Source organism: Vibrio sp. 3-2(1), from assembly GCF_963887575.1.
Lineage (GTDB): Bacteria > Pseudomonadota > Gammaproteobacteria > Enterobacterales > Vibrionaceae > Vibrio > Vibrio anguillarum.
The window spans coordinates 20,977-33,489 of record NZ_CAWPGB010000003.1; the positions used below are offsets into that span (position 1 = coordinate 20,977).

7 protein-coding genes and 1 pseudogene are annotated in these 12,513 nt (G+C 46.7%); 6 read left to right on the forward strand and 2 right to left on the reverse strand.

Annotated features, from left to right (window positions below):
* Positions 1–20 precede the first annotated feature (20 nt).
* From AACQ79_RS00905 to fhuB, 3 genes are read left to right on the forward strand one after another with little or no spacing between them, the layout of a single operon-like run.
* Positions 21–806 (forward strand): ABC transporter ATP-binding protein, encoded by a 786-nt coding sequence (locus tag AACQ79_RS00905; protein WP_170899563.1) that lies wholly within the window; start codon positions 21–23, stop codon positions 804–806.
* Entirely contained in the window at positions 797–1,723 is a 927-nt protein-coding gene (locus AACQ79_RS00910) for an iron-siderophore ABC transporter substrate-binding protein (protein ID WP_170899564.1), read from the forward strand. Before AACQ79_RS00905 ends, AACQ79_RS00910 begins: the two co-directional genes overlap by 10 nt.
* The gene (gene fhuB / locus AACQ79_RS00915; RefSeq protein WP_170899565.1) at positions 1,720–3,687 is read left to right on the forward strand and encodes a Fe(3+)-hydroxamate ABC transporter permease FhuB; all 1,968 of its coding nucleotides are present in this window, start codon (positions 1,720–1,722) and stop codon (positions 3,685–3,687) included. Before AACQ79_RS00910 ends, fhuB begins: the two co-directional genes overlap by 4 nt.
* A gap of 66 nt (positions 3,688–3,753) precedes the next feature.
* Here fhuB and AACQ79_RS00920 read toward each other — a convergent pair whose 3' ends face one another.
* Positions 3,754–4,242, reverse strand: coding sequence for a TIGR00645 family protein (locus AACQ79_RS00920; RefSeq protein ID WP_017045929.1), 489 nt, complete (start codon positions 4,240–4,242; stop codon positions 3,754–3,756).
* 288 nt (positions 4,243–4,530) lie between these two features.
* Here AACQ79_RS00920 and AACQ79_RS00925 point away from each other — a divergent pair, with 288 nt between their 5' ends.
* Both AACQ79_RS00925 and AACQ79_RS00930 read left to right on the forward strand, forming a co-directional pair.
* On the forward strand, positions 4,531–7,329 hold the full coding sequence (locus AACQ79_RS00925; RefSeq protein WP_170899566.1) for a M16 family metallopeptidase: 2,799 nt from the start codon (positions 4,531–4,533) through the stop codon (positions 7,327–7,329).
* A gap of 330 nt (positions 7,330–7,659) precedes the next feature.
* Positions 7,660–10,547: pseudogene (locus AACQ79_RS00930) on the forward strand (Ig-like domain-containing protein).
* 105 nt (positions 10,548–10,652) lie between these two features.
* Here the strand turns inward: AACQ79_RS00930 and AACQ79_RS00935 are convergent.
* Positions 10,653–11,519, reverse strand: a complete 867-nt coding sequence (locus AACQ79_RS00935; protein WP_013855720.1) for a YicC/YloC family endoribonuclease — start codon at positions 11,517–11,519, stop codon at positions 10,653–10,655.
* Positions 11,520–11,697: 178 nt separating this feature from the next.
* Here AACQ79_RS00935 and rph point away from each other — a divergent pair, with 178 nt between their 5' ends.
* Complete coding sequence (rph, locus tag AACQ79_RS00940; RefSeq protein WP_017042236.1) at positions 11,698–12,414, forward strand: ribonuclease PH; 717 nt, start codon at positions 11,698–11,700, stop codon at positions 12,412–12,414.
* Positions 12,415–12,513 lie beyond the last annotated feature (99 nt).

A 12,513-nucleotide genomic window follows, 5' to 3' on the forward strand; every position in this document is an offset into this window, starting at 1 on the left:
TCGATTTTTGGGGGAGAGTGATGTTTACCTTATCAAATGTTCAAGTGGTACGCGATGGACGAAGCATTTTATCCATTGAATCACTGAATATTCCCACCACAGAGTTAACTGTGGTACTCGGCCATAATGGCTCTGGTAAATCCACGCTGGTGAGTTTGATTTCTGGTCAGCAAGCACCTGACCGTGGCGACGTGTTACTTAACCAGCAGCCGATTGCCGAGCTCAGCGCCAGAGCGCTGGCTAAAGCGGTGGCGTTTTTGCCACAAAAATTGCCAACTTCAGCGGGGTTAACGGTACGAGAGTTAGTGCGCCTTGGGCGTTTTCCGTGGCGTGGTCCTTTTGGTCGCTGGCAAAATCAGGATGAAGTGATCATCGATCAAGCGATCGCCCAAACCGGCGTCACTGAATTTGCCTATACCTTGGCAGATGAATTGTCTGGCGGTGAAAGGCAACGCGCTTGGGTGGCGATGCTGTTGGCGCAGCAGTCTCCGGTGCTGATTTTAGATGAGCCAACTTCAGCGTTAGATGTGCAGCACCAATATCAGTTAATGGCTCTGCTTGCGCAATTAAACCAAACACAAGGCTGCGGAATTATCGTCATTTTGCATGATCTGAACCTTGCGCTACGTTACGCGACCCACATTGTCGCGCTCAAGCAGGGCAAGGTTGCTTTTGAAGGCGATGCCTCTTTATTGGCCGATGAAGCACGTTTATCGGCGCTTTATCAAACGCCGATCCAACTGCTGGATCACCCAATGTCCAATTCAGATTCTCACACGCATAAGGTCGCGATTGTATGTGCTTAAACCTTGTAAAACGCTGGCTGGTTGTTGGCTTACTCTCTGTTTTTTCGAGTGTCGCTTTTAGCGCGCCATTGACCGTACACGACAGCCGCGGAGAGCAAACTCTACAGCAGCGGCCACAACGTGTGGTGGTGCTCAATTGGGATTTACTTGAGCAAGTGATTGAACTGGGTATCACACCCGTTGGCGCGCCAGAGCTTGCCAGTTATCAAGATTGGGTTGTCAAACCCCAAGTGCCGCAAGGGGTAGAAGATATCGGCACGCGCGTTGAACCCAATTTGGAAAAAATTGCTGCACTGAAACCAGATCTCATTCTCGTTGCTGCGCCGCAGCAAGATTTAATCACACCGTTAGAGCGCATTGCTCCGGTACTCTATTTCTCTAATTTTCAAGCCAATGATAACAGTGGCGCAGTCGCGATTGACCATTTTCGCCAATTAGCGCAGCTCTTTGACAAGCAAGCGCTCGCCGAGCAAAAACTGACCACAATGACGGAACGTTTTGCGCAGTTAAGAGCACAAATTGACATCGCATTTTCTCATCAAACACCCGCGGTGGTGGCGATGCGTTTTGCTAATCCAACCTCGGTGTTCCTTTACGGTGAAAACTCCACCACTCATTATGTGTTGAAGCAATTGGGCTTGCATGAAGCGCTGCCTCAGCCCGCCAAAGAGTGGGGGATTGTGCAACATCGGTTAACGGATCTGCAGTATGTTGAGCAAGGTTATGTGCTCTATTTCTTGCCATTTGCCCAGCAAGCACAGCTAGAAAAATCAATGCTTTGGCAAGCGATGCCGTTTGTGCGTCAAGCGCGAGTGAACTCGGTTGAGAGTGTCTGGAACTACGGCGGTGCGATGTCACTACAATACATTGCAGAAGCGCTGACACGCAGTTTGCTTGAGGTTGCGCCTAAGTCATGAACGGAAAAGTGTTTCTCGCACTGAGTAGTGCGCTGCTGCTTGCGGCGATGCTCAGTGTGCAAATTGGCAATGGCGTTGATCTAGTCACGCAATGGCAACTGTTGTGGGCGCAACGTGAAGCGAGCTCTTTTGCTGAGTTCAATTTCCTATATGGTCAATTGCCCCGTTTGGTGATGACGTTGCTGGTAGGCGCGATGTTAGGTTTGGTCGGCAATGTGATGCAACAACTGACGCAGAATAACCTCACTTCACCATTGACGCTGGGCACCTCATCTGGAGCTTGGCTGGCGCTGATTATTCTCAACATTGGTTTTCCAAGCCTAGTTGCCAGCTACAGCGCGTTGGCGGCAATGAGTGGTGCTTTGCTCGCATTTGCGTTGATCGTGGTTATTGCGGGTGTGCGTAACATGACGGGCTTGCCGTTAATTGTGGCAGGCATGGTGGTGAACCTGCTACTTGGCGCGATTGCGACGGCACTGATTCTACTCAATGAACAATACGCCAAAAACGTCTTCATGTGGGGCGCGGGCGATCTGGCGCAAAATGGCTGGGATTGGGTGCAGTGGTTGCTGCCGCGGTTATCGGTCTCCTTATTGATCTTACTGTTTGCGCCAAGGGTTCTGACGTTATTGCGTTTAGGTCATCAAGGTGCTGCGGCTCGTGGTCTGCCTGTCATTCCTGCATTTTTAATCTTAATGGTGCTCGGGATTTGGTTGGTTTCAGCCTCGATTACAGCGGTGGGCGTCATCAGTTTTATCGGGCTACTCACGCCAAACATCGCCCGTGCTATGGGGGCAAGAACGCCCAAACAAGAGCTCTATTCGAGCTTACTGCTTGGCGCGTTACTGCTTTTATTAACCGATATGCTCGCAATGTGGTTGAGCCTATGGACTACGCAAGTCATCGCCAGCGGTATCACAGCCGCGGCGATTGGCGCGCCCGCATTGATCTGGTTTAGTCGCCGTCAGCTCAAGGCGCAAGATACCTTGACTATCTCACTGCCTCAGTCGCGCGCATCATTAAGCCGTGTCGCATTATTGGGGTTGTTGTTAATGATGCTGGCAGCACTTGGGTTGCATACGTTGTTTCAAATGAACGAACTCAGTTGGCAATTGGCACTGCCAAGCAGCTATCAGTGGTCATTACGCTGGCCGCGCATGCTTACCGCATTGTGTGCCGGTATTGGTCTTGCACTAGCAGGTAGCATTTTGCAACGTTTGATATACAACCCGTTAGCCAGCCCAGATATTTTAGGGGTCTCGTCAGGGGCGACGTTTGCGTTGGTGTTTGCCAATCTCTTTTTAGGTCAAAGCTTGTTAGCCGCTCATTGGGTGACAGCGTTGTTGGGTAGTTTGCTGGTGTTGGCGGCATTAGTTGTGCTGGGTAAGCGCCATCAATACGCCGCGTCGAGTTTGATTTTAACCGGGATAGCCATCACCGCATTGCTTGAATCCTTAGTGCAATTTTGCTTGGCTAAAGGGTCAGAAGACAGTTATCGAATTTTACAGTGGTTGGCAGGCTCAACCTATCGCGTTACGCCTGACCAAGCGTTATTGCTGGCCGTTTTGGTGCTGTTGCTGGCCGCAGCCACCATTGCACTGTCGCGTTGGCTGACTTTAATCTCCATTGGTCGTCGTTTTGCCAGTGCGCGCGGCGTTAATGCGCAAAGCACCAGTTTGATTTTATTGACCATTGTGGCGCTGTTATGTGCGCTGGTGATGGCGACGATGGGGCCAGTGTCGTTTGTGGGTTTGATTGCGCCACACATGGCGATGATGCTAGGCGCGCAGCAAAGTAAAACCCAACTGCTGGTGGCAAGTTTAGTCGGTGCATCATTAATGTTGTGGGCGGATTGGCTCGGACAGGTGATCGTTTATCCGATGCAAATTGCGGCTGGCACGCTCGTGGCGATTCTCGGTGGGAGCTATTTCTTGCTGTTACTGTTGGTCAATCGTTCAAAATAAGCTCAGTCTATTTACCATTGGCATCGATAGTGTGAACGAATAGCCCTGTGTATACAGGGCTTGCGGCTATTTTTTGGTGATTTTATCTAAATAACCCATCGCAAAGGCCGATAAGACAAAGGTAATGTGCAGCAGTAAGTACCACTTGATTTTTTCACTGTCGATATTTTCAGTGTTCATGAAGACTTTCAGCAAATGAATTGAGGAGATGGCGACAATCGATGCCGAAACCTTATTTTTCAACGATCCTGTGTCTAATTTTCCGAGCCAGCCGAGCTTATCATCCTCTTCGGCGATATCAATTTTAGAGACAAAATTCTCATAGCCTGAAAACATCACCATCACAATCAACCCACCAACCAATGAAATATCAATCAAAGAAAGTGTCACTAAAATCAGGCTGACTTCATCGGTGCTCAAGATGTTAGGTAGCAGATGAAACACTTCTTGGAAAAATTTAATGCCTAATGCCAGCAGCACTAAACTTAACCCCAAATAGATAGGGGCCATAATCCAGCGCGCTGAATAGAGTAGTTTTTCGACGATATTTTCCATAATTATTCCGTTTATGATCTCCACGAAGTATGTGGAATAAGGGGTGATAATACTGTGTTTTCTTGTGATTTGGCTACGTTATTGCACAAAGTTTTTGTAGAGCAATATAAGCCAGCCAAGCTGATATTCAAGGGGGCGTGGTACGCGTTTTATCACCATTGCATGATGTTGAAAATATTGTACTGTTTTGTATGGAATTGTCTTGATGTATTTATAAATTCAATAAATGGGTGATAATAAGCGCTCAATTCGAATGAGTGTCGTTCCATACATACTGAGAATCTTAATTTGCGTAATATTCTATTTTTTCACCCATTGAGCTTATTATTGCTGCTTGTCATATCGGCCAGTTCGCTATCGACGGAGTTACCTAAAAGTCATCGCATTCACGAAGGTCAGCTTGAAAACGGCTTAAGGTACCAATTAGTCCATAACACGACACCTGCTCATGCTGTCATTATGCGTATGCGCATTGCGGGTGGTTCTTTAGTCGAGTCAGATCAAGAACAAGGCTTGATGCATCTTTTAGAACACATGGCGTTTAAAGGTTCGGACTCTGTAGCCGAAGGGGAGATGATTCGCCAACTTGAACGCTTAGGACTAAGTTTTGGATCCGATACCAATGCGGTGACTCAATTCAATCAAACCGTGTATGAGTTCAATATTGCTCAAGGAGACTCACAAAAAGTAGCAACTGGTTTGTGGCTTATGAGAGAGATTGCGGATCGCCTTAAGCTTGAGCCAAAGGCGTTGGAGCAAGAAAAACCGGTTGTTGTGGCGGAATGGAAAGAGAGAAATTCCGCTGATGTTGAGAATTATCGTCAACAACTTAGTTTCTTATATCCGAGGAGCCCTTTGTCAAAACGTTTGCCAATTGGTGATCTCGATGTAGTAAAACATGCTAGCTCAGAGCAGTTACGTTCACTCTATCAACGCTTTTACACGCCAGAGCGCACCACAATCATTGTGGTGGGAGACCTTGATGTTGCTCAGGCCGAAGAGCAGATCAAACGACTTTTTTCTAACTGGGTACCTCACCGGGATGCGGTACCGCTACGGGCTGACCATTTGATGTTGCCTGCAGTAAGGACGCACTTGCAAGCTGATGCTTTCTTTGATGCTCGTTTGCCGACCCAAATTTCGCTTGGTGTGATTGCACCACAAGAGCGACAGGCAGATAGCGTTGAAAGTCGCCATGAAATGATCCTTGAATCAATATTGTCGAACTTACTCTACCAACGGTTACTTCCCCATCTGATAGACCAAGAGGGGATAACGAATGCTTTTGTTCATATTGAACAAGATTTCGGTATCGCATCACGGATGGAATTGTCACTGGTAACCTTGCCCGAGCAGTGGCGGCATGGGCTGACATTACTTGAACAGACGGTGCGACAAGCGATTCGATACGGCTTTAATCAGAACGAAATTGATCAAGCGATCAAGGCAATGCATGCTGATTATCAGCAAAGAGAAGCAAGTAGCGATACCTTGCATAGTTTTTCGATTGCGCAAGGCCTAGTGACAAGTGATGCTCAGCAATTTGTCCCGATTGAACCGACGTTCGCGCTTGCTCTTTTTGAAGCTTATCAACCTCAAATCACCGCCGCTCGATTGCACGACCTGCTTACAGAACGTTGGCAAGGTAAGCCGTGGATTTATCTTTCTGGGCCATACCAGGTTGAGAAAATCAATCAAACGCTACTCGATGTATATGAACAAAGCCAAAAACAGCCAGTAGAGCCTTATCAAATATCATCGGTCGAGGCATTTGCCTACCGTGAATTTGGTGAGGCGGGCACGCTCGTTCACGACAAGCGAGATCCCGAAACGGGGATTCGGATGTTGAAATTTGCCAATGGCGTTAAGCTCAACATCAAGCCAACCGAGTTAGAGAAAAACGTCATCTACCTCAATCTTTCATTAGGTTTTGGCGAATATCCATTACCTAGAAAAGAGGGAATTCAGGCACTGTTTAATGATGGCTTTGTTGCTGGTGGGTTAGAGCAGCATTCGTTTCAGCAGTTAATTCATCTCTTTTCTGCTGCCAATGTGACGACGGGGTTCAATGTCGGAACGCTTGGTTTTGCGAGTCAGGATTTCACCAATCAAGCGTCGCTTGACCAACAGTTAGCACTGCAAACGGCATTTTTAACGAGCCCGGGCTGGCGAGAAGAGGGGATGAACCAATTTCGTCAACGAGTACTGGCAGCGAGTAACAGCCAGAACACGACGCCAGAAGAGGCATTTTGGACGGTGTTACCTGAATTATTGCACCCTGACGACCCACGATTTCGTAGCCATGACGAGGAACTGTTAAAGCGTCATTTTTCAGAATTAGTTTCAGTGTTTGCCTCGGCGGTAGATAAAGGCCTTTTAGAAATTGCCATTGTGGGTGATCTTGACGAAGAGAAAACGATTCGATCGGTTGCTAAAACACTGGGCGCTTTGCCGCGTCATCCAGAAAAAGAGCTGCAAGTTGAGCGCGTTGAGTTTCCATCATTGCCTGCTTCACATATTGTTGAGCATCAAGGTTCAGCCAATGCCGCGGCACTGGCTTGGCTGTGGCCAACGACTGATAAGGTGAATGCCGAACACTACGCAAAACTGATGCTGCTTGAAGAGGTTCTCAGTATTTTGTTGACGGAAGAAGTGAGAGAAAAGGCTGGCGCGAGTTACTCACCTTACCCATTTAGCAGCAATGATTTTCTTCCCACAGGATTTGGTTATTTGGGGCTGTTCAGTGTGACAGACACAACGCAACTTAAATTAGTGGAAGAGAGTTTCGATGCGGTATTGTCTCGAGTGAAAGCTGATCATGGCATTGATGCTGATATGTTGCAACGAGCGAAACAACCGCTTCTACAATGGTTAGATAGCCTGCCAGAAAAGAATGTATTTTGGCTTGATATCGCATCGCTAGCTCAAACTTATCCGCATCGCTATAGTCGTTGGCAGGAGGTTCGTCACGCCATCAATCAGGTGAGTACGAATGATCTGCGTCATGTTGCTAATCAATATTTACAAGCAGACAAACGACTGAGTGTTAAGATATTACCCAGCACTACCTCTGCAATCTCAAAATAAAATGAGCCTCCTATCGGGGGCTCATTTTTATGATGAAACTTATCACTTTGTTATATTTTTCTTGGATTAATGTCACTTATTTAAATATGGGTAATATAATGTTCATGTTTAAATTTAATTATAATAAAAACTCAAATTTATCATGTCTTTAATTTATTTAAAAATATTATCAATATAATTTAATGTATTCATGTTGATTATTTGGATTTTAAATAAACATTGATTGTCATTCCAAAAAATATTTTAATCTAAAATTGTTGATGTTAATTATTAACGGTGGTGCTAATAAATATACTGAATATTATAAATTTAATATGAGGGTATAAAATAATGTTTAATCAAAAAAACACGCCAGTCTCAATGGCCGACAAAAACTATTACCGGGTCTTAGGCCTAACCATGCTTTTTTCGGGTCTATTGCTAAACCCAATATCTCAGGCTATTGCTGTTGAGTTTAGCGCGGATGCGGTCGCTGAGTCAGAGGGGCAATGGTGGAGCACTTACACCTTAGCGATTAAAAATACAGGATCAGAGTCAGCGGATATGCGCGATGCGGTCATCGAATTTGTATTACCCGTTGCGATTAACGATATAGGTTGGCAATCATCGGCGCTATCCCATCCTACGTGGAGTTTATCTCATACTGCTCAAGCGGGCGGAATTCTCCATTCAGTGGCGCTTAAATTCCCTGAAGGTGCTTGGGTTGACAGCGTTCTGAATTCCTCAGAGTCACTCTACTTGACGATCGCTTTTGCTGGCTCATTGGAAAACCTGAGTGCTTTTGAAGATTCTGTTATTGTGAAAATGGAAGGGGGCATCACACCACCGCCCGATTTTTCGCTAGATATTCTCTCTCCAGCGCCAAATTCAGTGGTATACACGGGCACAGACGTCAGCATTATGGCTCGTATTGATGGTGAGAGTGCCGGTAAGCTTGAGTTTTGGGCTAACCAAGACAAAATTGCTCAACAACCATTGAAGCAAGGTGTCACCGAATATCAGCAAGTGTGGCAACCGCAAGAGATAGGAGCGGCCTCCATTTCAGTTATCGCGTTCAATGAGGAAGGCGATAAGCTCTCTGAGCAAAGCGTGCCTGTTTCTGTCGAGTCAGAATCGACGGCGCCTAATCCTCCGGTCGTTGAGTTCATTTCCCCAGAAGTGGGATCATCCCACCCACAAGGCACAAGTTTGACGATCTCTGCTGAAGTGACCGATGCTGATAATGATCTGGCTACCGTTAAATTTTTTGCTAATGACACCGAAGTTTGCAGTATCGATGCCAAAACAGAGCAAGTGTTCTCTTGTGACTGGACCCCTCAAACGGCCGGAAGCGCTGCATTACGTGTTGAAGCGCAAGATGATGAAGGCATGTAACACAAAAAAATCTGACGATTACGGTTACTGATGTGAGTGGTAGTTGCGGTGACGTTGCTCAGTACCAAGATGGCGTGAGCTATCAAGTGGGAGATGAGGTAACCAATATTGGCCATATCTACTCATGTAAAATCGCAGGTTGGTGTGGTAACCCAGTATGGACACCGGGTACTGGGCATCCAAATTATCCAGATGCATGGAAAGATGCATGGAATGACGTTGGTGAGTGCGATCCTAACCCTGTTCCTGAAGTGCATGTTCAATCGCCAGAAAATGGACAAAAAATAGCACCCAATCAGCCATTTGAGGTGGTCGTTGAGGCGAGCGACGATACCCAAGTGGCGCGTGTCGATGTTCAATTGAATGGCGAAGTCGTTGCAACATCCACCTCTTCTTCGGGCGATCTCTATACCATCACTGTGCCTGCTCAAGTTGAAGGACAATACACACTTACGGTTGCCGCGTATGACGATCAAGGTGCAAGTGCTCAAACTGCACCGATTTCGATTGCCATTACTGATAAAGATCTGCTGGTGTCACTCTCTTCCCCTGTAGACGGTTCAAGCTTCTTTGAAGGCCGAGCGATCTCAATCAAAGCGGATGCTAAGAGCTATGAAGGCGAGGTGGCGTCCGTGACGTTTATTGCCAACGGCAAGGTGCTGAATCAAGACACCGAAGCACCTTATGAATATGAGTGGATTGGAGCGCAAGCAGGTAACTACGCTATTTACGCAAAGGCGCTCAACAGTGCCAATCAAGAGCAAATGTCAGCCCCATCCAATATTACAGTGAAAGCGAGTACCGGTGGTGGTGGCCTTGCCGATAACCCAGACCGTGCCATTAGTTATCTCACTTCTTGGGGATTAAACGACTATGAAAAACTGTTTAATTCTGAAGGTGACGGTTATTTATTATCGTTTGGTAAATGGGATGCTAGCGGTAACATTACGATTTCTGATGACATGGTAACCCCACCAAGTTACAACCCAGATTGGATGCCATCTCAGTACTTAGCGTGGTCAACCTTAAAACACGATAATAGCAATGTCACCATGATGGTCGCGTTTGGTGGTCAAACTTATGAAAGTATTTGGTCTGCGATTGGTAGCGATGTAAATCGGGAGGCGGTGGCCAATGGCCTCGTTGAATTGGTCAACAAACCCTTCCCTGTCTATAAGAAGAACCTAAAACCAGAAGAGGTAGTGGGTGACTGCCTTGCGACGGGTGGTGATGGCCAATGTGATTACAGCAAGTACCAATTAGCGGGTTATGTGCAAATCGATGGTCTTGACTTCGACTTCGAGAAAGCCGCGCGCATTACCGATAAAGAGAACCAAGACCTAACCGCATTGATTAAACTGATACGCCAAAAAGTGGGAGACAATAAAGTGTTGTCGCTGACCACATACCATGTCGGTGCTGATCCTGTGGCATGCATGGATTCAAGTGTGTTTGAAAATTGTTCTTACGTTGAGCCATCAGGTCGCTCGTCTCACCATGGTGAAGTGATCGATCTGTTACAAGCAACCAAGAACGATTTCGACTTCTTCAACGTCATGACCTATGACGCCAGCCAAAACTTCCTCTACGATGTCGCGATGGCCAATTACGCTCAATACATTGGAGATAAGTCGAAAATTGTTTTGGGCAATACGATCAATAGCCAGTGGGGGCCAAACGGCAATTTTGTGGAGAGCCGTGAAAACAACCTCAACCGTGCCAAGTGGCAAAAAGAGAATGGTTACGGTGGTTTCTTTATCTGGGCGTTGGGTTCAAATAATCAAAGTCTGAGCATGGAACAGCAAGTCGAGTACTTCAACGAAATGATCAGTGTCAGTAAGTAGCCTACATGGTTATTTTGTGAGTTAACTAGATAACGGAAGGCCATGGTGCCTTCCGTGTTTTTATCCATCGTCATCCACTTAATCTGAATCGCCGAAGCTGAAAAACTATTCGATATTTTGGATCTGCTCTCTCATTTGCTCAATCAGAACCTTAAGTTCGACGCCGGAGGCCGTGATGTCGGTGCTGATTGATTTCGAGGCTAACGTGTTCGATTCGCGGTTAAATTCTTGCATCATGAAATCGAGCTTACGGCCACATGAACCGCCTTTCTTGAGCACATTACGTGCTTCTTTGACGTGAGAATCGAGGCGGTCTAACTCTTCGGCAACGTCTGATTTTTGTGCAAGTAAAATCAGCTCTTGCTCGACGCGTGTCGCATCAAGCTCAATCTTTGCTTCTTCAAACTTAGTCAATAGACGTTCACGTTGCCATTGCAGGATTTCTGGCATGCGTGCGCGCACTTTTACTACTTCTTCACTGATCGCCGTCAGGCGTTGTTCGATTAACGCCTTCATGTTGTCACCTTCACGACCACGTGCGTCAATGAATTCAATGATTGCGTCATCAAAGCCTGCTAATAAGGCTTTATTAATACTGTCCATGTCTTGTTCTGGTGTTTCCATTACGCCGGGCCACTGCATGATTTGAAACGGATTAATGCGGCTTAGCTCGCCTGTCATGTGCATTACTTGGTTGGCGGCTTTAATCACTTGATTGGCGAGTGCTTCATTGATATTCAGCTCACTTTTAGCCGCAGGGTTTGCTTCATAACGTAAGTGACATTCTACTTTGCCGCGCGCTAAACGTTGGCGAAAGCGTTCACGCAGTACAGGCTCAAGACCACGAAATTGTTCCGGCAGGCGGAAGTAGGTTTCAAGATAACGTTGGTTTACCGAGCGAATTTCCCATACCGCGGTACCCCAATCACCTTTAACTTCTTTACGCGCGTACGCGGTCATGCTGTAAATCATTGATTTGTCCTTTGCTCACGAAGATGAAATATCAAACGAGAGGTATGTTAGCACTAGCTTCACGCGTGTACTAGGTTCACGCCAATGCAAAGGGTGACCAACCTAGCGTCAAGGCGGCTAATCCGCTATAATCTCGCCCCAATCGATTCCGTCTCACCCGATAAAAGGTAGATGCACTATGCGTCCAAATGACCGCGCGGCCGATCAAATTCGCCCAATTAAAATCACTCGCAACTACACTGCTTATGCTGAAGGGTCAGTATTGGTGGAATTTGGTAATACCAAAGTATTGTGTAATGCCACTGTCGAAGAGGGTGTTCCTCGCTGGTTGAAAGGTCAGGGTAAAGGTTGGGTTACTGCCGAATACGGCATGCTGCCACGTGCAACCCATTCACGGACTCGTCGTGAAGCGACCAACGGTAAACAAGGTGGCCGCACCATGGAGATCCAACGTCTCATCGCTCGCAGTTTACGTGCTGTGGTGGATTTAGAGGCAATGCCAGAGGTGATGATCACGGTTGACTGTGACGTTATTCAAGCGGATGGCGGTACTCGCACTGCATCAATTACGGGCGCAAGTGTGGCACTGGCGGATGCGTTTGCTCATCTGGTTGCTAGCGGTAAATTGAAGAAGAATCCAATGAAGGGCCATGTTGCTGCTGTCTCAGTAGGCATCTTGGGTGAAAACATTTTATGTGATTTGGAATACGTGGAAGATTCTGCCGCTGATACCGATATGAATGTGGTGATGACTGAAAACGGTAAGATGATTGAAATTCAAGGCACCGCAGAGGGTGAACCGTTTAGCCATGAAGAGCTGATGGATTTACTGGCCGTTGCCAAGAAAGGCATCGCTGATATTGTTGAAGCGCAGAAAGCATCGTTATTAGATTGATCAAGTAGCTCCCAGTTGGGGGCTATTTTTTTGCCCGTTTTATTCATTGTATTGTTGTACGTGATGACCCCAACCCTAACCCTCCCCTATAAGGAGAGG

Coding starts and splice junctions, on each gene's coding strand:
- AACQ79_RS00935 (WP_013855720.1), bottom strand. CDS start 11,519: ATGATTTACAGCATGACCGCGTACGCGCGTAAAGAAGTTAAAGGTGAT.
- AACQ79_RS00905 (WP_170899563.1), top strand. CDS start 21: ATGTTTACCTTATCAAATGTTCAAGTGGTACGCGATGGACGAAGCATT.
- rph (WP_017042236.1), top strand. CDS start 11,698: ATGCGTCCAAATGACCGCGCGGCCGATCAAATTCGCCCAATTAAAATC.
- AACQ79_RS00910 (WP_170899564.1), top strand. CDS start 797: ATGTGCTTAAACCTTGTAAAACGCTGGCTGGTTGTTGGCTTACTCTCT.
- fhuB (WP_170899565.1), top strand. CDS start 1,720: ATGAACGGAAAAGTGTTTCTCGCACTGAGTAGTGCGCTGCTGCTTGCG.
- AACQ79_RS00920 (WP_017045929.1), bottom strand. CDS start 4,242: ATGGAAAATATCGTCGAAAAACTACTCTATTCAGCGCGCTGGATTATG.